This window comes from Pseudomonas laurylsulfatiphila, from assembly GCF_002934665.1.
GTDB lineage: Bacteria > Pseudomonadota > Gammaproteobacteria > Pseudomonadales > Pseudomonadaceae > Aquipseudomonas > Aquipseudomonas laurylsulfatiphila.
This window is the reverse complement of record NZ_NIRS01000003.1, coordinates 739,033-757,054: the sequence shown is the minus strand read 5'-3', so window position 1 is coordinate 757,054 and position 18,022 is coordinate 739,033. Positions and strand designations below refer to the sequence as shown.

Here is an 18,022-nt window from a genome sequence, read left to right as displayed (position 1 = left end):
GGACTTTTAGTTGTATCTCACAATATCCGGGCGAAAAAAAAGCGCAGTCCGTTTCCGGCTGCGCTTGTCTTTTCAGCGTCGTTTAGTGTGGACGCTTGCGCTCAACCGCCCGCAACAGATGCGTCGGTGGTGTTTCACAGCTGATCTTGCGCCCCAGTTTTTCCTCGATGGACGGTAACTGGTAGGAGTCGTCTTCACCGGCAAAGCTGATGGACACACCGTCGGCGCCAGCGCGACCGGTCCGTCCGATGCGGTGCACGTAGTCGTCCGGCACTTCCGGCAGGGTGAAGTTGATCACGTGGCTGATGCCGTCGATGTGGATGCCGCGACCGGCCACGTCGGTGGCGACCAGGACGCGGATCTTGCCTTCGCGGAAGCCTTCGAGGGTCTTGATGCGCTTGTGCTGCGGCACGTCGCCGGACAGTTGCGCGGCGTTGATGCCGTCGCGCACCAGGCGTTCTTCGATGCGCCGCACTTCATCCTTGCGGTTGGCGAACACGATCACGCGCTCCCAGCCATTGTCGTTGACCAGGTTGTAGAGCAGTTTGTATTTGTCGGCAGCGGCCACGGCGTAGATGTGCTGCTCGACGTTTTCGTTGGCCACGTTGGTGACTTCGATTTCGACGATGGCAGGGTCGGTGGTCCATTGCTTGGCCAGGTTCATCACGTCTTCGGTGAAGGTCGCGGAGAACAGCAGCGTCTGGCGCTCGGCCTTCGGCGGCGTCTGGCGAATGATCTGGCGCACTTGCGGGATGAAGCCCATGTCGAGCATACGGTCGGCTTCGTCCAGCACCATCACTTCGACCATGTCCAGATGCACGTCGCCGCGTTGGTTGAAGTCCAGCAGGCGGCCCGGCGTGGCCACCAGAATGTCGCAGTGGCGGGCTTCGAGGTGCTTGAGCTGCTTGTCGAAGTCCATGCCACCGACGAAGGTCATGACGTTGAGGCCGGTGTACTTGGTCAGGTCGGCGGCGTCCTTGGCGATCTGTACCACCAGTTCGCGGGTCGGCGCGATGATCAGCGCCCGTGGCTCACCCATGTAGCGCTCTTTCGGCGGCGGGGTTTGCAGCAACTGGGTGATGATCGAGATCAGGAACGCAGCGGTTTTGCCGGTACCGGTCTGGGCGCGGCCGATGGCATCTTTGCCGGCGAGGGTGAAGCCCAGCACCTGTGCCTGGATCGGCGTGCAATACGGGAAGCCCAGGTCCTGGATGGCGTGCATCAGTTCAGGGGCCAGCTTGAAGTCGTGGAAACGGGTTTTGCCTTCCTGGGGCTCGACAACGAAATCTTCGAGTTTCCATGGGATGACCGGCGCCTTGGGCTTGGGTTCGCGGCGCGGTTTGGCGGGTTTCGGTGTTTCGCTGAGCGGCTGTTCCGGGGCTGCTATCGCCACCGGCTGGGCAGCGGGTGCGGGCTTCGGCTCATGCTTGGGTGCCGCGGTGGTTGCGGCCCGTTCAGACTGATTACCGTCGGTGCGGTGGCTGGGAGCGTGAGACGGAGCGCTGGGGACTGGCGCGAGTTGCTCAGTCTCGCTTTTACCGAACATTTTCTTGAGTGCTTTGAGCACGGTCATCTCATCAATTGGTTAAGGAATGTACGCCGGCCAGTGTAATGCAAGAATCGGGCGCGGCGTAGTGGGATGGATCAAAGGGGCCTTTTAAACAAAGAAAGGAACCTGAAGGGTTAACGCAAGCGCTCGGAGAGCCAGGTGCCGATGTCGCGAATTTCCTCGGGTAACACTTCGTGGCCCATTGGGTATTCCTGCCATGTCACGGTGACACCACGATGCTTCAAGTGCTCGTAGGCGCTGCGTCCCATCGAGTTCTGCACTACATCGTCGTATTGGCCGTGCATCGACAGTACCGGAATGCGCTGCTGGCTGGCGGACAGTTCCAGTTCGTCGCTGAAGGTCGGTGCATAAGTAGAAAGGGCAACGACGCCTCCCAGTGGTCCCTGCCACTTCAGAAACGCGGTGTGGAACACCACGGCACCGCCTTGGGAAAAACCGGCCAGAAAAATACGCGAGGCGTCTATTCCGCTGGCCTTCTGCGATTCGATCAGTTCGATGATCCAGTTGGCAGACTCTTCCAGTTGCTCGCGGTTGATCGCGCGCGCGGGGCTCATGGCCAATATGTCGTACCAGCTCGGCATCTCGTATCCGCCGTTGATGGTGACGGCACGGCTCGGCGCCTGGGGCAAAACAAAGCGGGTGCTCAACAGGGATTCCTGCAGGGCTTCGGCCACTGGCAGGAAGTCGTAGCGATCGGCACCCAGGCCGTGCAGCCAGATAACGCAGGCGTCTGCGGTCTTGACGGGTTCAAGAATCAAGGGGTTGGTCATGGGTGCTCCAAAAATGTGCGTGCGCTCTCATTGAGTGCGAGGGCTGAGTGCGTGTCTGGTTGATCAGTTACGAAGATGTCGCAAGGTTACAAGTTTTGCTATTGACCTGCAGCTGAACCGCTTCGGCGAGCGGTCTGGTACGGGCTTTGCTATGGCGAACTCTGTATGAAAAATCCTACGCCTGTCGGTAACACTATCAGGCCAAGGTTGTTAGTGGGATTGAAAAGAATCCGGTGATGGATGTTCGCCAAAGGCCGCTACGGGGCTTCGCGAACGTGAAAGGGCTACAGCCCGTTCGGCCGACTGGTGAGAGCGAGTTTTCCATGACGTGGATTTTCTCCTACTAGACTCATAGCTAACGTCTTACGTCGGTTGACCCAAAAACAAGCCAACACGGGTCGACTACGCCTCAAAAGGGTGCGACAGGACTCACGCTCCGACACAACAAGAGCAAAACTGGAGGTTTGAATGAAGATGTTGAAATCCACCCTGGCTATCGTGACTGCAGCCGCGGTACTCGGTGTCAGCGGGTTTGCCCAGGCGGGTGCAACCCTGGATGCAGTGATGAAGAAAGGTTTCGTGCAGTGTGGCGTCAGCGATGGCCTGCCAGGCTTCTCGGTTCCGGATTCCACCGGCAAGATCGTCGGTATCGATGCTGACTACTGCCGTGCAGTGGCGGCGGCTGTCTTCGGCGACGCGACCAAGGTCAAGTTCAGCCAGTTGAACGCCAAGGAGCGCTTCACCGCGCTGCAGTCCGGCGAAATCGACATTCTGTCGCGCAACACCACCATGACCAGTTCCCGTGACGCGGGCATGGGCCTGAAATTCCCGGGCTTCATCACCTACTACGACGGCATCGGCTTCCTGGTAAACAACAAGCTGGGCGTGAAAAGCGCTAAAGAGCTGGACGGTGCAACCATCTGCATCCAGGCCGGTACCACTACCGAACTGAACGTTTCCGACTACTTCCGCGGCAACGGCCTGAAATACACCCCGATCACCTTCGACACCTCCGACGAAAGCGCCAAGTCGCTGGAATCCGGTCGTTGCGACGTACTGACCTCCGACAAATCCCAGCTGTTCGCCCAGCGCAGTAAGCTGGCTGCGCCGAAGGACTACGTGGTTCTGCCGGAAACCATTTCCAAGGAACCTCTGGGCCCTGTCGTGCGTAATGGCGACGACGAGTGGCTGGCCATCGTGCGCTGGACTGGCTACGCCATGCTCAACGCTGAAGAAGCCGGCATCACATCGAAGAACGTCGAAGCCGAAGCCAAGGGCACCAAGAACCCTGACGTTGCCCGTCTGCTGGGTACCGACGGTGAATACGGCAAAGACCTGAAAGTGAAGAAAGACTGGGTCGTGCAAATCGTCAAGCAAGTGGGTAACTACGGCGAAGTGTTCGAGAAAAACCTCGGCAAGAGCACTCCGCTGGAAATCGACCGCGGGCTGAACGCTCTGTGGAACGCTGGCGGCATTCAATACGCACCACCAGTGCGCTGATGGTTCTATCACCCGGTGGGCCAACCACCGGGTGATGTTCTGTTCCATTATTTCCGGGGCACTTCATGCAAAATTCAATCGGCGCACCTAAGCAGAGGCTCAGCCTCAGCGATCCACGAGTGCGTGCGTGGGTATTTCAGATCATCACGATTATCGGGGTGGTCTCGCTGGGCTGGTATCTGTTCGATAACACCCAGACCAACCTGCAGCACCGGGGCATTACCTCCGGTTTCGACTTTCTGGAGCGCAGTGCCGGTTTCGGCATCGCTCAACACCTGATCGACTACACCGAAGCGGACACATACGCCCGGGTGTTTGTCATCGGCCTGCTCAACACGCTGCTGGTGACTTTCATCGGCGTAATCCTGGCGACGATCCTGGGTTTCATCGTGGGTGTGGCGCGGCTGTCGAAGAACTGGATCATCGCCAAGCTGGCGACGGTGTATGTGGAAGTTTTCCGCAACATTCCGCCGCTGCTGCAAATCCTGTTCTGGTACTTCGCGGTGTTCCTGACCATGCCGGGGCCGCGCAACAGTCACAATTTCGGCGACACCTTCTTTGTCAGCAGTCGTGGCCTGAACATGCCGGCGGCGTTGATGGCGGACGGTTTCTGGCCGTTTGTGGTCAGCGTTGTAGTCGCCATCGTCGCCATCGTGCTGATGAGTCGTTGGGCCACCAAGCGCTTCGAAGAAACTGGCGTGCCGTTCCACAAGTTCTGGACCGGCCTGGCACTGTTCCTGGTGATCCCGGCCTTGTGCGCACTGATCTTCGGCGCGCCGCTGCACTGGGAAATGCCGAAGCTGCAAGGCTTCAACTTCGTCGGTGGCTGGGTGCTGATCCCCGAACTGCTGGCGCTGACACTGGCCCTGACCGTGTACACCGCGGCGTTCATTGCCGAGATCGTGCGCTCGGGCATCAAGTCGGTCAGCCATGGCCAGACCGAAGCGGCGCATTCCCTCGGCCTGCGCAACGGTCCGACCCTGCGCAAGGTGATCATCCCGCAAGCCCTGCGCGTGATCATTCCACCGCTGACCAGCCAATACCTGAACCTGGCGAAGAACTCCTCGCTGGCGGCCGGTATCGGTTATCCGGAAATGGTCTCGCTGTTCGCCGGGACCGTGCTCAACCAGACCGGCCAGGCGATCGAGGTGATTGCGATCACCATGAGCGTGTACCTGGCGATCAGTATCAGCATTTCCCTGCTGATGAACTGGTACAACAAGCGCATTGCGCTGATCGAGCGGTAAGGAAAAGCGCATGAGCACTCATACTTTCAAACCTGACATGCCCCCACCGAGCAGCAGTATCGGTGTGGTGGCGTGGATGCGCGCGAACATGTTCTCCAGCTGGCTCAATACCCTGCTGACCCTGTTTGCGTTCTACCTCATCTACCTGGTGGTGCCGCCGATCCTGCAGTGGGCCATCCTCGACGCCAACTGGGTGGGCACGACCCGCGCCGACTGCACCAAGGAGGGCGCCTGCTGGGTGTTCATCCAGCAGCGCTTCGGCCAATTCATGTACGGCTACTACCCGCCGGAACTGCGCTGGCGCGTGGACCTGACGGTGTGGCTGGCGATTGTTGGCGTGGCACCGTTGTTCATCTCGCGCTTTCATCGTAAAGCGGTGTATGGCCTGAGCTTCCTGGTGTTGTACCCGATCATTGCCTACTTCCTGTTGCACGGCGGCATCTTCGGCCTGACCCAGGTCGCGACCAGCCAGTGGGGCGGCCTGATGCTGACCCTGGTGATCGCTACTGTCGGCATCGCCGGCGCGCTGCCGCTGGGGATTGTCCTGGCCTTGGGGCGTCGTTCGAACATGCCGGCGATTCGGGTGGTCTGCGTGACCTTCATCGAGTTCTGGCGCGGCGTGCCGTTGATCACGGTGCTGTTCATGTCCTCGGTGATGCTGCCGCTGTTCCTGCCTGAAGGCATGAACTTCGACAAGCTGCTGCGGGCCCTGATCGGCGTGATCCTGTTCCAGTCGGCCTACGTGGCCGAGGTGGTGCGCGGTGGCCTGCAAGCGATTCCCAAGGGGCAGTACGAAGCGGCTGCAGCGATGGGGCTGGGCTACTGGCGCAGCATGGGCCTGGTGATTCTGCCGCAAGCCCTGAAACTGGTGATCCCCGGCATCGTCAACACCTTCATCGCGCTGTTCAAGGACACTAGCCTTGTGATCATCATCGGCCTGTTCGACCTGCTCAACAGCGTCAAGCAAGCCGCCGCCGATCCGAAGTGGCTGGGCATGGCCACCGAAGGCTATGTGTTCGCTGCCCTGGTGTTCTGGATTTTCTGTTTTGGTATGTCGCGCTATTCCATGCATCTGGAACGCAAGCTCGACACAGGCCACAAGCGTTAGGAGTTCTTTTATGAGCGAAGCAAATAAAAAGCCTGTGAGCCCTGAAGGCATTATTCAGATGCAGGGCGTGAACAAGTGGTACGGCCAGTTCCACGTGCTGAAAGACATCAACCTCAACGTCAAGCAGGGCGAGCGTATCGTGTTGTGCGGTCCGTCGGGTTCCGGCAAATCCACCACCATCCGCTGTCTCAACCGCCTGGAAGAACACCAGCAGGGCCGCATCGTGGTCGATGGCGTGGAACTGACCAACGACCTCAAGCAGATCGAAGCGATCCGCCGCGAAGTCGGCATGGTGTTCCAGCATTTCAACCTGTTCCCGCACCTGACCATCCTGCAGAACTGCACGCTGGCGCCGATGTGGGTGCGCAAGATGCCCAAGCGCAAGGCCGAGGAAATCGCCATGCACTACCTGGAACGCGTACGCATTCCGGAGCAGGCGCACAAGTATCCGGGGCAGTTGTCCGGCGGACAGCAACAGCGTGTGGCGATCGCCCGCGCGCTATGCATGAAGCCGAAAATCATGCTGTTCGACGAGCCGACGTCGGCCCTCGACCCGGAGATGGTGAAAGAGGTACTGGACACCATGATCGGCCTGGCCGAAGACGGCATGACCATGCTCTGCGTGACCCACGAAATGGGCTTCGCCCGCACCGTGGCCAACCGCGTGATCTTCATGGACAAGGGCGAAATCGTCGAACAGGCCGCGCCGAACGACTTCTTCGATCACCCTCAGAACGAGCGCACCAAGCTGTTCCTGAGCCAGATCCTGCATTGATCGAACCCAGGCACTGAAATAAACCCGGACCGAGTTCCGGGTTTATTTTTGCCCGCGACTTCACCGCCCCCCCTGTAGGAGCTGCCGCAGGCTGCGATCTTTTGATTTTGTTTTTTAAAGACAAGGTCAAAAGATCGCAGTCTTCGGCGGCTCCTACAGGGGTTGTGTGGGGGGCTTAAGCTGACTAACATGTCAGAAAATTCATCCTATGATTGGATGAGAGGGCGAATTCCATGTCAGAAATCTCTCCATTGGTAAAACGATCCCTGGTCGATCAGGCCCTGGACCAACTGCGCCAGCGTATCAACCAGGGCATCTGGGTCGTTGGCCAGCGTTTGCCCACCGAGCCCGAGTTGTCGGCGGAACTGGGCATCAGCCGCAACACTGTGCGCGAAGCCATGCGCGTGTTGGCGTTTTCCGGGTTGATCGAAATCCGTCAGGGCGACGGCAGTTACCTGCGGGCGGTGGTCGATCCGCTCGATACCCTGAAGGCGCTGTCCCGTTGCTCCCTCGAGCAGGCCCGGGAAACCCGGCACATCCTTGAGGTCGAGGCCATCGGCCTGGCAGCCATGCGCCGCACCGATGAAGACCTGGTGGCATTGCGCGAGGCGCTGGGTGTCAGCGGCAGTCACTACCATGGCGATCTCGACACCTACATCGCCTGCGATCTGGTGTTTCACCGCCGTCTGGTGGACGCCGCGCACAACCCGACCCTCAGCGAGTTGTATCGCTATTTCTCCAGCATCGTCGGCGCGCAGTTGCGCCAGACCCTGAGCATCGTCCCGCGCCGCCAGGAAGTGTTCGACCTGCATATCGAATTGCTCGATGCCGTCGAACAACGCGATCCGGAGCGGGCCAAATCCTTGTCGAGGCAGTTGATCAATGAACCTTGAAACCGAGAAGTCGATACCGCGCAGTGATTTATCCACAGCCGCAAAACGCTCGGCAGAGCTGGAAGAGCTGCTGATCGACGCCGAGGCTGATGACGAACAGGTTCAGCAAACCCACCCGGTTCTGCGCCGGCCGTGGTTGTTGCTGCTGGGCCTGATTCTGGTGGCGCTGAACCTGCGCCCGGCGCTGTCGAGCATGGCGCCGATGCTCAGCGAGGTCTCGAAGTCCCTCGGCTTGTCGGCGTCTACGGCAGGATTGCTGACCACGTTGCCGGTGCTTTGCCTTGGCCTGTTTGCGCCGCTGGCACCACTGCTGGCCAGACGGTTTGGGGCTGAGCGGGTGGTGCTGGGCATTCTTCTGACCCTGGCTGGCGGGATCATCCTGCGCAGTTCATTCGGTGGGATCGGCCTGTTTGCAGGCAGTGTGCTGGCCGGTGCCAGCATCGGCGTGATCGGTGTGTTGCTGCCAGGCATCGTCAAGCGCGATTTCCCGAAACAGGCCGGGACCATGACCGGTGTCTACACCATGGCGCTGTGCCTGGGCGCGGCGATGGCGGCGGGTGCGACCGTGCCGCTGAGTGAGCACTTCGACAACAGCTGGGCGCTGGGTCTCGGCTTCTGGGTTATTCCGGCATTGGCGGCAGCGCTGTTCTGGCTGCCGCAAGTCAGCCAGAAACACGGCGCGCACAATGTTGCCTACCGCGTTCGAGGCTTGCTGCGCGATCCGCTGGCCTGGCAGGTGACCTTGTACATGGGCCTGCAATCGTCCCTGGCCTACATCGTGTTCGGCTGGTTGCCGTCGATCCTGATCGGTCGCGGTCTGACCCCGACCCAGGCCGGGCTGGTGCTGTCGGGTTCGGTGATCGTGCAACTGATCAGCTCCCTCGCGGCACCCTGGCTGGCGACTCGCGGCAAGGACCAGCGCCTGGCGATCGTGATCGTGATGGCCCTGACCCTCGGCGGTCTGTTCGGTTGTCTGTATGCGCCGATCGAAGGTTTGTGGGGCTGGGCGATCGTGCTGGGGCTGGGGCAGGGCGCCACGTTCAGCCTGGCCTTGACCCTGATCGTGCTGCGCTCGCGGGACTCCCACGTCGCGGCGAACCTGTCGAGCATGGCCCAGGGTTTTGGTTACACCCTGGCGTCCATGGGGCCGTTCGCGGTCGGCATCGTGCATGACTGGACCGGTGGCTGGACGGCGGTGGGCTGGATCTTCGGCGTCATCGGCCTGGGCGCGATCATCGCCGGTCTCGGTGCCGGCCGTTCGCTGTACGTTCAGGTACAAAGCGAGAAAGTCTGAGGTACGGCGCTACAGGTAGACAATCTCCAGCGTCGCCGAGCCATCGATTTGTACATCGGTGCTCAGGTCCAGCTCGGAGGTTGGCGCGATAACGGTTTCGACGATGACCCGGCTTGTCAGATGGCGGATGGCGATCGGGCCGGCGTTGCTTCCTGCTCTGTCGGTGAAGCCCAGGTAGCTCCTGGCAGCAATGGGTATGGGGCGGTTGTTCGATGTACTCCAGGCTACGCCACCGGTGGTCGAATCGGTGCGAAAGACCTGCGACAGGTCGTCCACGACCGTATTTTCAGGATTGAAATTCAATGAGTACAAGCCGATTTTGTTGCCGCTGCCGTCGTAGTTCAGACCGTAATAAATCTGACTGTTGACGATGGCCGAGCCCTCGCGGTCGTCACGCATTCGCAGGGCGAAGCGGCCGGGGGCCGAGCACTGGATGCTGAAGTCGAGTGTCTGGTCACGCAGCCGCGTGCGCTTATCGACATTCAGATCCCGCCGGGGGATTTTTCCGAATTCCACGAGGCCGCTGTTGGACAGGCTGGGTGTGCAGGCCAGTGGGGTGATGAGGCCTTTGACGGTCAATTTATCGGCCGACGCGGCTAGGGCATGAGGCGCCAGGCCAATCAACCCGGTGAGCGAGAGTGCTGCGAAGTGATTTTTCATCCATGGATGCTCATTCATTTGAGTGGGTTGTCCTTGCAGGCGCTGAACCGCTCACGTTCGCTGACGCTGCGAGCGGTTCAGCGTCATGACTTTACTTGTACCAAACCTCAATCGTTGCGAGGCCGTCGATAGGGATTTCGCTGTCTATGGTCAAGGAGTCGGTACCGGCAATGTAGGTGTTGATTTCCAGGTCCATGGTGAGATCCTTGACTTCAATCCGCGTGGAGTGATCACTCATAGCGGCAACCGATGACTGTTTGTCTTTCATGATGCGGTCTTGTTTGACCCAGGTTGCCCCGCCATCAGAAGAGCCAATCGCCTGTACTTGGGTTGTATCTGCCGTGGAGTCGTTGATCGTTATATCAAAGAAGCCGAGTTTTTCATTGGCAGGGGTCAATCCCACTCCAAAGTAATCGCCGATTCCTGCTGCAGTACCTGGCCTGAGATCGATTGGGTTCAGCATGAAAAGCATCGATTCACTACACGTCATGGTCAGTTGCATCTTTGTTGAATTCAGCAAGGTGTTGTTAGTGGGATGAAGGTCATTCACCGATCTCGTGCCGATGTCGACAATCCCCCCACTACTCAAGTTGATATCACACGCGGCCGGCGTGATGCTGCCTGTGACTGTCAGGGGAGTATTCGACGCCGCAAGGGCATGCGGTGCGACGCAGATCAGTGCGGTGGTTGAAAGTGCTGCAAAGTACTTTTTCATTTTCTTACTCACTTCTGTGGTTGTTTTCCTGGCTAGTCCGAGAGGCCTGTTTCGCCCCGTTTCCAGCAGGATTGGGTTGGGTGTTACAAATAGATAATCTCGATCGTCCCCGCGCCATCGAGGTCGATGGCGCCGCTCAAGTCCAGGCTGCTGGTCGGCGTAATGACGGCGTCGACGGTCAAGGTGGTGCTGAGGTTCTGGATCGGGATCGGGCCCGAGCTAGTGCCGACGGTGTCGGTAAAGCCCAAGTAACTGGTTGTTCCGATTGAGCGCGCGTTGATGCTGGACGTATTCCAGGCCACGCCACCGCTAGTGGAGTGGGTTTGAAAGAGCCTGGCAAAACTGTCGGCCCTGGCGCCGGTCGGTTCGACGCTCACTGAATACAGGCCGATCTTGTTGTTGCGGTAGTCGGTGCCCAGACCGTAGGCACTTTCGCTGCTGACCGTCGCCGAGCCTGAGCGGTTGTCGTGCATGGTCAGGGCGAATGCGGTGGGCGCATCGCAGTTGACACTCAATGTCAGGGACTTGGGCGGCAGGCGAGTGCTTGTGTCAGTGTTCAGGTCGTTTCTGGACAGCGTGCCGAAGTCGACCACGCCACCGTCGGACAGCGTCGGCTCACAAGCCGCCGGAGCGAAACGGGCACGCAAAGTAATCTCCGGGGTGTGCCCGATAGCCACTGCATCAAATACACCGGAGGCCTGCCAGGTGACCGCGTCGCGCACTTGCAGCCCGCGCTCTTGAACCCACGCGGTCAGCTCAAGCTGCGCCGAGAATTGACGGCCCTGTAATGGCATGCCAGCGAGTACGGGAACGATCCCGTGCGCCGGTCGCCAGATCAGACTCGACGCCGTTTCTGCGGGCGATTGACCGACTCCGGCAATCAACCCGATCGCTACCGATTGACCATCCAGCACCGCTTCGCGAATACGGATCTGATAGCTGCCGCGTTCAGCAAAGTGAAAACGTTCGGCAGTCGCGGCCAGGGCCCGATAAAACAGGCTCATGTCGGTGGGATGTGAGCAGTTCAGGCTCAGACTCAGCTGACGCTGGCCCAGGTTTCGCTCCGGTGCCGAATCAGGGCGAAGCGCCCGGTTCATCATTCCGTAATCGAGCAAGGGCTGGCTCAGGTTGAATTGGCAGTCGTCAGCGGACGCCGAGGCGAGCGAGGTGAATCCGCTCACTGCCAGGGACGCGAGGGTCGGCAGCCAATAACCGGATAGATTCATGAAGTTCTCCTCATAGGGCTCGGCACTTGGCGGGGGCGGTTTCGTAGTACGCCTGGGGGTCGACGTCCTGGGGCAATTCGAAGCTCAGTTCGCAGCGTTCCAACCCCGGCGCGGTGACCCGCAACGTGCGGGAGTCAAGGGCGTTGGGCAGGAACACCAGGCCGCCGTCCTGCACCAGGGTGATGAATTCGCCATCCGCGGTGTTCACCGCGGCGCCGCGCGGCAAGGGCGCGCCGTTGGCGGTGGTGACCTTGAGCAATGCCCGACGGGTGAGGCTGATGCCGAACTCGACGCTGTCGACGGCACCGCGACCGGCAGTAATCATCGCCAACCCGTTGTGGATGTCGACGTTGCGAGGCAGGCTTTTGGGGTCGACTTCCACCTTGCTGCGGCCGTAAGCCGCCACTTGCGGGATCACTGCCTGACCTTGCCAGTCGGTCCAGACCGGGCCGCTGGGCGTCGTCACCTTGATGGCGCCCATGTCACCGACCGAGAGCAGCGCAAAGGTGTCGCTCACCGGGTAAGGCGACAGCGTCAGGCCACCACCGTGCAGCACGGCACCGCCTCGGGCGCTGGCCTGATAGCTGGAGCGCTCGGCATCGGCGCGGGTGTAATTCAGGTCCAGTTGGGTGTAGCGCGGCAGCAGCGAAACACCGGCGGTGGACTGCACCTGCCTGTCGCGCGTGTCCCGTTCGACGCCGACCCGATACGCCAGTTGATCGCCGATCTGCTCACTCAAGCCCACGCCGCTGCGGGATTCGCCAGCTGAACTGCGCACCCAGGTACTCGCCCGGCGGTTCTCCCCCAAAGGGATGCTTAGATTCAGGTAGACACTGTTGTCTGCGCGGTTCATACCGCTGATCTGCCATTCGGCGGTCGTCGACACCGACACGCTAGCAACGCGGGTGCCCCAGGAGGCGATGGCACGGCTGCTGCTTTGGCCGTCAAACGTGCTTGACCGGCTCAAACCACCACTGAAAACGCCTAGCCAGGGATGCGACCAGGAGAGGCTGGCGCTTTGTTGGTCGCGGTAACGGGATTGACTGAAGTCGGAGGTGCGGTCGAACACCGCATCTTCCAGCTGACGGTAACCAAAGGTTCGGTAGGCGCTTCCTCCATTGAGCGCCCATTGATCGCTCAAGCGGTGGGTGACGTTAAGGTCGGCTTGAAGTCCCTGACTGACTTTGCTGCCAGTGGCGTCAGCAGCTGTCAGTGTGGCTTGAACCTGGGTGCCGGGCGAGGGCAGCAGACCTACACCGACGCCTGCCGCGCGGTAGTCGGCCGCGCCAGTCAGGCCTGCGCTGAACAGTGCTTGCGGAGCGATTGCAGCGCTCCAGCCGCCACTGATCACCCAGGGATCATCGCCCTGTTCGGCGCCTGTACTGCGGACCTGGCCAGCCGCTAGCGAATAACCGGGCGCCGGCAAGTCGATGCCGAGCGTTGCCGCGGAAATGGTAAAGCTGCGCTCGCTGCCATCGGCTTCCCTGACCGTGACGTGCACATCGGAGCGGCTGTTGAGGCGGCGCACGTTGTTCAAGGCAAACGGGCCGGCGGGAACCACCGTCGAATGAATCAGCGAACCGTTCTGCCGAATCTCGACCTGCGCCTGGCTGTGGGCAATGCCTTCGATGACGGCGTTTTGTCCTTCCACCTGCAAGGCGTGCTCATTGAGTATCTGCACCCCGGTGATCTGCGCGCCGGCGAGGACCGGGTTATAGAGGTTGATCTGACCCGCTTGCAGCACGGCTTCCTGGCTGACGAACGTGCGCTGGGCATACGCGGCGATATGAGTCGTTCGAGAACGGTCGTCCTGCCAGCTCTGCACCTGGCGACTGCGCACGATCCAGTCCCCGGCGTTGAAACCGAGTTCGGTGTTGGCCGCTGCGTAGCGACTCGATCGATCGCCAAAACGGCTGTGCAGACCGGTGATGTCGTAATTGAGCATGCCGGCGAAGCCGCCGGTTCGATAGCCGGAAAAATCCCGGGCAGTGGGACGTATTGCGTCGGTGGGCACGATCAATGCCATGGCAAGGTTCGCCGGATCCTGTTCGATGACGGTCTGCGGCGAGGTGCCGAGAAAATCGTGGCACTGGCTGTCGCCCAGCAGCCGACTGGGCACATTCAGACTGGCCGCATCAAGCAGGGTGCGATCGAAGCACAACGCTCCCTCGCGGTTGAATCTGACGTCTACCCGACCATGGCGCTGGCCATTGACCGTGAGGGTGACCGGGTGCTTTCCAGCCGTGAATCGCGGCGCTTGCATCAGCGACGTGGCCAGCGCTGGGTCAATCCCTCGCAGCAGCAACGTGTTTTTGTCGAACGAAGTAGGCAAGGAAACATTTCCCTGGGCGTTGAGTACCATCAACGCATTGGTCAGCAGCAGCGCCAGCGGGGCCGGCCGCCGTAACAGACGAGGGCGAGCAGCGGCTTGAATGGCGGGCACGGCTTCGCCATCACGGTAAATTAATGCTGTGTTCATTGGGTTCGCTTGGGTGAGGTCGGCGTGCTCGCCTGTTTTGCTCTGGCTTCAGACACGCTCTTGGCAATGGCTAGAGGGCCGTTGCCTTGAAACATCAGCGCTCACTGTTCTTCAAAGGGCGCTGTGGAGTGGTTGTGGTTTCAGAGTTTGATGGGCGCCTCATGGTGAGGCACGCTGAAACCGTAGACGGTGGCCGGCTGAAAACGCACTTGCGTGGCGGCACCTGATGGCACCGGAACACTGATGTGTTCACCGGGCAATACATAGGTTTTAGGTAGCAGGACGTTGCCGGCAGAAGGTAACAATGTCACTTCCTGGCCCAGACGTACGACGTAGGGCGTATCGTTGCGCACGGTCAGTTGCGCGTCCTTCAACGACCATTGCAGGTCGGTCCAGGGCGTGCGATTAGGCGCCAGGCCTTTGGGGTGAAGGATCAGTGGCAGATTCTGGCGCACTGTCACACCCACGCGGGCATGCCCGGCTTCGATTGCAGGTTTGCCTTGGGGAATGCCTTCGAAGATCACTCGCTTCAGACGCTGGGTGAGCAGGGGTTTTTCCGCTTGAAGAATGAACCGAACCAATTGCGTTTTCGACGCTTCGACGCGTGCCAGCGGTGGCGTGACAAATGCCAGGGGCTCGGTGTCCTCGGGGATGTCTTCGATGGTGACGTGCATCAAGGCCAGTGTGGAATCAGTGTTGGTTACTGTAACGGACGCTTCGCCATCAGCTTCGTTGACGATGACAACGGAAGTGTTCGGCACCATGCCGTCGGCCTGGGCCTGTACGGTCAGCAGGAGAGCGAGTGTGCCGATGCCGGAATTGAGCAGGCGGCGTGTGATTGTTGAAAACATCGTCATGACGTGTCTCGTTGAGCGTTTCGTAAAAAGTAAATGCCGGGGTGGTGCGGACAGGATTCAATCTATCGGTCGAAGTCACTGGGTGGTATGCAACTAATACGAAAAGAGAGCGGGCGTGTATGAAGGAGTGTTGCGGACTACGCAGCGTTTTCTAAGAGGACTCTTTTTGGTGTAGTCCTCCTGCGTAGTCTTCAGCGCACTGCAATGTAGGAACCATCTATTTGTTAGATGGGCAAAGAGTTAGCCCATTGAATACATTGGGGGGGCGACGTCAGAGGGTTTTACGAGGCGTTGTGGAAGGGGCAGGAACGGCGCTACTTTCCGCGCTTTTGCGCCACCAGCAGGAGGTATCCCACAATGCGAGTCGTTATTGCTGACGACCATTCCGTCGTTCGTGTCGGGCTGCGCATACTCATCAACGCCAGTCGACGATGCGTGATCGTCGGTGAGGCCGACAGTGTCGACAACTTGATGAATCTGCTTTCAAGTACGTCCTGCGAATTGCTGATCACCGACTTCTCCATGCCGGGAGGACTGCAGGCCGATGGTTTGAAGATGTTGAGTACGATTCAGCGCCATTACCCGACCTTGCCGATCATTCTGGTGACCATGTTTACCAGTGTGGTGACGGCAAGGGCTGCGCTGGCGCAAGGGGTGATGGGCATCGTTGCCAAAACCGCATCGGCGACGGAGTTGCCCCTGGCAATCAATGCGGTGCAGGACGGGCGCCGTTACCTCAGCAAGTCCCTGCGCACGCTGTTGGCCAATACCCGCGATCAATTTCACGAATCACCCTTGTCTGCCAAGGAGCACGAAGTGGTCCGAATGCTTGCCAATGGCATGACCGTCAGCGAAATCGCCGTTCACTTCAATCGCAGCGTGTCGACCATCAGTAAACAAAAGAAAATGGCTATGCTCCGGTTAGGTATTTCCACGGACGTTGATCTTTTTTCCTACGCCCGGGACAGCGGAATGACCTGAATAGTCATCGCGTTATTTTCATCGTGAATGCCGATAGTGTTCGATGCATTTGCAGACTATCGTGCGGGCACTCTTTCGAAATCATTATGCAAACCCAGGGGAACCCGCAGATGAGTGAAGCCCATAACGCCTTGATCACCCGTTTCTACCAGGCTTTCCAGCGCCTGGATGCCGAAGCCATGGCGGCCTGCTACACCGACGACGTGGTGTTCAGTGACCCAGCGTTCGGTGAGCTTCGCGGTCGCGATGCCGGTGACATGTGGCGCATGCTGACTACTCGAGCCAAGGATTTTTCCCTGACCTTCGATCATGTTCACGCCGACGGTCGCACCGGTGGCGCCCATTGGGTGGCGACCTATCTGTTCAGCCAGACCGGCAACACCGTGGTCAACGACATCCAGGCGCGCTTCGTCTTTCGCGACGGCAAAATCTGCGAGCATCACGACAGCTTTGATCTCTGGACCTGGTCACGTCAGGCATTGGGTTTCAAAGGTCTGCTTCTGGGCTGGACGCCACTGGTGCGCAATGCCGTTCGCGCCCAGGCATTGAAGGGGCTGAAGGCATTTCAGGCCGGTCGCTGATAAGATCGCGGCTTGTTTCCTTTCAAGCCTTGATCGTGCCGTGACCACACCAAGCGAGTCTCCCGTCAACAAGCCCTGGTTCGTCTACCTCGTTCGCGCGGCCAATGGTTCGCTGTATTGCGGAGTAAGCGATGATCCCGTGCGCCGCTTCGCCAAGCATCAAAGTGGCAAGGGTGCACGGTTCTTTCTGTCCAGCCCGGCCATGGCGCTGGTCTACACCGAACGTTGTCGCGACAAAAGCGAAGCGCTGCGCCAGGAACGGCTGATCAAGAAACTGCGCAAAAGCGCCAAGGAATGTCTGGTCGCGTCTTATCACTCTGACTGATCAGTTCCCATCAGGCAGATCTGTAGGCTGCCAGTTGATTGCGCGCTAAGCTGCGGATTCCTGATCCTTGCGGCGGAGCCGAGCATGTCCGAGTTGATTCTGCATCATTACCCGACGTCCCTCTTTGCCGAGAAGGCCCGCCTGTTGCTGGGCTTCAAGGGCTTGTCATGGCGCTCGGTGAAGATCTCGCCGGTGATGCCCAAACCGGACCTTACGGCGTTGACCGGTGGCTACCGCAAGACGCCAGTGTTGCAGGTCGGTGCAGATATTTATTGCGATACGGCATTGATTGCCCGGCGACTGGAGCAGGAAAAAGCCTTGCCGGCGTTCTTTCCGGAAGGTCAGGAAATGATCACCGCGTCGTTTGCAGCCTGGGCCGACTCTGTTGTGTTCCAGCACGCGGTCAGCCTGGTGTTCCAGCCGGAATCGATAGCGGTGCGCTTTGGCAATTTATCGCCGGAAGCGATCAAGGCGTTTCTGGCCGACCGTGCCGGTTTGTTCAGTGGAGGTAGCGCGACAAAGTTGTCTACCGAACAGGCCAAACATCAGTGGCCAACGATCATGTCGCGGCTGGAGCTGCAGTTGCAGCGTGAAGAGGGTGATTTCCTGTTCGGTGAACCGTCGATTGCCGACTTTGCCCTGGCCCATTGCCTCTGGTTCCTCAAGGCCACACCGGTGACGGCTCCGCTGGTCGACGCTTACCCGGCAGTCAATGCGTGGCTCTCTCGGGTATTGGGCTTTGGTCATGGCGCCTCCAGCGAGATGACGTCCGAAGAGGCGCTGGAGGTGGCGCGCAGGTCCACGCCAGTGGCATTGCCGGATGAGCAGTTCGTCGATCCCAATGGATTCACGGCGGGTCAGCAGGTGGTGATCGCGGCCACGGACTATGGCGTTGATCCGGTGGTGGGGGAGTTGCTGTTTGCCGGCAGCGAAGAATTGATCTTACGGCGCAAGGACGAGCGTGGCGGCGTGGTGCATGTGCACTTCCCGCGGTTTGGTTTCCGTATCGAAGCCATCTGAAACCGACATACACCTGTGGCG

Annotated in this window: 17 protein-coding genes; 10 read left to right on the top strand and 7 right to left on the bottom strand. The window is 59.7% G+C overall.

The genetic code is table 11. From position 1 onward, the window contains the following. Window positions 1-82: 82 nt before the first annotated feature. Entirely contained in the window at window positions 83-1,573 is a 1,491-nt protein-coding gene (gene rhlB, locus CD175_RS13905; protein WP_104449328.1) for an ATP-dependent RNA helicase RhlB, read from the bottom strand. Between the two features lie 110 nt (window positions 1,574-1,683). Then, window positions 1,684-2,340, bottom strand: a complete 657-nt coding sequence (locus tag CD175_RS13900) for an alpha/beta hydrolase (protein WP_104449327.1) — start codon at window positions 2,338-2,340, stop codon at window positions 1,684-1,686. Window positions 2,341-2,808: 468 nt separating this feature from the next. Between CD175_RS13900 and CD175_RS13895 the strand changes: the two genes are divergently transcribed. The 6 genes from CD175_RS13895 (at window position 2,809) to CD175_RS13865 (ending at window position 9,157) form a co-directional block, all read left to right on the top strand. Then, on the top strand, window positions 2,809-3,840 hold the full coding sequence (locus CD175_RS13895) for an amino acid ABC transporter substrate-binding protein (protein ID WP_104449326.1): 1,032 nt from the start codon (window positions 2,809-2,811) through the stop codon (window positions 3,838-3,840). 65 nt (window positions 3,841-3,905) lie between these two features. Then, entirely contained in the window at window positions 3,906-5,087 is a 1,182-nt protein-coding gene (locus CD175_RS13890) for an amino acid ABC transporter permease (protein WP_104449325.1), read from the top strand. A 10-nt stretch (window positions 5,088-5,097) separates the two neighbouring features. Next, a complete protein-coding gene (locus CD175_RS13885; protein ID WP_104449324.1) occupies window positions 5,098-6,195 on the top strand; it encodes an amino acid ABC transporter permease in 1,098 nt (365 codons plus the stop codon). A 10-nt stretch (window positions 6,196-6,205) separates the two neighbouring features. Then, window positions 6,206-6,970, top strand: coding sequence for an amino acid ABC transporter ATP-binding protein (locus CD175_RS13880; RefSeq protein ID WP_104449323.1), 765 nt, complete (start codon window positions 6,206-6,208; stop codon window positions 6,968-6,970). Between the two features lie 233 nt (window positions 6,971-7,203). Next, a complete protein-coding gene (locus CD175_RS13870) occupies window positions 7,204-7,863 on the top strand; it encodes a FadR/GntR family transcriptional regulator (RefSeq protein WP_007972687.1) in 660 nt (219 codons plus the stop codon). Beyond that, entirely contained in the window at window positions 7,853-9,157 is a 1,305-nt protein-coding gene (locus CD175_RS13865) for a CynX/NimT family MFS transporter (protein ID WP_104449322.1), read from the top strand. The genes CD175_RS13870 and CD175_RS13865 overlap by 11 nt, the downstream gene beginning before the upstream one ends. 9 nt (window positions 9,158-9,166) lie before the next feature. On the opposite strand, the gene CD175_RS13860 is transcribed toward CD175_RS13865, so the two are convergent. The 5 genes from CD175_RS13860 to CD175_RS13840 all read right to left on the bottom strand — a co-directional run bounded on the left by CD175_RS13860 (window position 9,167) and on the right by CD175_RS13840 (window position 15,094). Next, window positions 9,167-9,817 carry a DUF1120 domain-containing protein gene (locus tag CD175_RS13860; protein ID WP_104449321.1) on the bottom strand — a complete coding sequence of 217 codons (651 nt, stop codon included), beginning with the start codon at window positions 9,815-9,817 and terminating at the stop codon, window positions 9,167-9,169. A 91-nt stretch (window positions 9,818-9,908) separates the two neighbouring features. Further along, on the bottom strand, window positions 9,909-10,532 hold the full coding sequence (locus CD175_RS13855) for a DUF1120 domain-containing protein (protein ID WP_104449320.1): 624 nt from the start codon (window positions 10,530-10,532) through the stop codon (window positions 9,909-9,911). 83 nt (window positions 10,533-10,615) lie between these two features. Beyond that, window positions 10,616-11,758, bottom strand: a complete 1,143-nt coding sequence (locus CD175_RS13850; RefSeq protein WP_104449319.1) for a DUF1120 domain-containing protein — start codon at window positions 11,756-11,758, stop codon at window positions 10,616-10,618. A gap of 10 nt (window positions 11,759-11,768) precedes the next feature. Beyond that, a complete protein-coding gene (locus CD175_RS13845) occupies window positions 11,769-14,237 on the bottom strand; it encodes a fimbria/pilus outer membrane usher protein (RefSeq protein ID WP_104449318.1) in 2,469 nt (822 codons plus the stop codon). Window positions 14,238-14,377: 140 nt separating this feature from the next. Then, a complete protein-coding gene (locus CD175_RS13840) occupies window positions 14,378-15,094 on the bottom strand; it encodes a fimbria/pilus chaperone family protein (protein WP_104449317.1) in 717 nt (238 codons plus the stop codon). Window positions 15,095-15,451: 357 nt separating this feature from the next. On the opposite strand from CD175_RS13840, the gene CD175_RS13835 reads away from it, so the two are divergent. From CD175_RS13835 to CD175_RS13820, 4 genes are all read left to right on the top strand, one after another. Beyond that, window positions 15,452-16,075 (top strand): response regulator, encoded by a 624-nt coding sequence (locus CD175_RS13835; protein WP_104449316.1) that lies wholly within the window; start codon window positions 15,452-15,454, stop codon window positions 16,073-16,075. A gap of 110 nt (window positions 16,076-16,185) precedes the next feature. After that, a complete protein-coding gene (locus CD175_RS13830) occupies window positions 16,186-16,656 on the top strand; it encodes a nuclear transport factor 2 family protein (RefSeq protein WP_104449446.1) in 471 nt (156 codons plus the stop codon). 40 nt (window positions 16,657-16,696) lie between these two features. Further along, complete coding sequence (locus CD175_RS13825) at window positions 16,697-16,981, top strand: GIY-YIG nuclease family protein (RefSeq protein ID WP_104449315.1); 285 nt, start codon at window positions 16,697-16,699, stop codon at window positions 16,979-16,981. 84 nt (window positions 16,982-17,065) lie between these two features. Next, a complete protein-coding gene (locus tag CD175_RS13820; protein ID WP_104449314.1) occupies window positions 17,066-18,001 on the top strand; it encodes a glutathione S-transferase family protein in 936 nt (311 codons plus the stop codon). Window positions 18,002-18,022: the final 21 nt, after the last annotated feature.

Bases quoted from the DNA above. Each gene is read 5' to 3' on its own strand.
- CD175_RS13850 (WP_104449319.1), bottom strand. From the start codon at position 11,758: ATGAATCTATCCGGTTATTGGCTGCCGACCCTCGCGTCCCTGGCAGTG.
- rhlB (WP_104449328.1), bottom strand. From the start codon at position 1,573: ATGACCGTGCTCAAAGCACTCAAGAAAATGTTCGGTAAAAGCGAGACT.
- CD175_RS13830 (WP_104449446.1), top strand. From the start codon at position 16,186: ATGAGTGAAGCCCATAACGCCTTGATCACCCGTTTCTACCAGGCTTTC.
- CD175_RS13845 (WP_104449318.1), bottom strand. From the start codon at position 14,237: ATGAACACAGCATTAATTTACCGTGATGGCGAAGCCGTGCCCGCCATT.
- CD175_RS13820 (WP_104449314.1), top strand. From the start codon at position 17,066: ATGTCCGAGTTGATTCTGCATCATTACCCGACGTCCCTCTTTGCCGAG.
- CD175_RS13855 (WP_104449320.1), bottom strand. From the start codon at position 10,532: ATGAAAAAGTACTTTGCAGCACTTTCAACCACCGCACTGATCTGCGTC.
- CD175_RS13885 (WP_104449324.1), top strand. From the start codon at position 5,098: ATGAGCACTCATACTTTCAAACCTGACATGCCCCCACCGAGCAGCAGT.
- CD175_RS13860 (WP_104449321.1), bottom strand. From the start codon at position 9,817: ATGAAAAATCACTTCGCAGCACTCTCGCTCACCGGGTTGATTGGCCTG.
- CD175_RS13895 (WP_104449326.1), top strand. From the start codon at position 2,809: ATGAAGATGTTGAAATCCACCCTGGCTATCGTGACTGCAGCCGCGGTA.
- CD175_RS13835 (WP_104449316.1), top strand. From the start codon at position 15,452: ATGCGAGTCGTTATTGCTGACGACCATTCCGTCGTTCGTGTCGGGCTG.
- CD175_RS13865 (WP_104449322.1), top strand. From the start codon at position 7,853: ATGAACCTTGAAACCGAGAAGTCGATACCGCGCAGTGATTTATCCACA.
- CD175_RS13880 (WP_104449323.1), top strand. From the start codon at position 6,206: ATGAGCGAAGCAAATAAAAAGCCTGTGAGCCCTGAAGGCATTATTCAG.
- CD175_RS13900 (WP_104449327.1), bottom strand. From the start codon at position 2,340: ATGACCAACCCCTTGATTCTTGAACCCGTCAAGACCGCAGACGCCTGC.
- CD175_RS13870 (WP_007972687.1), top strand. From the start codon at position 7,204: ATGTCAGAAATCTCTCCATTGGTAAAACGATCCCTGGTCGATCAGGCC.
- CD175_RS13840 (WP_104449317.1), bottom strand. From the start codon at position 15,094: ATGACGATGTTTTCAACAATCACACGCCGCCTGCTCAATTCCGGCATC.
- CD175_RS13890 (WP_104449325.1), top strand. From the start codon at position 3,906: ATGCAAAATTCAATCGGCGCACCTAAGCAGAGGCTCAGCCTCAGCGAT.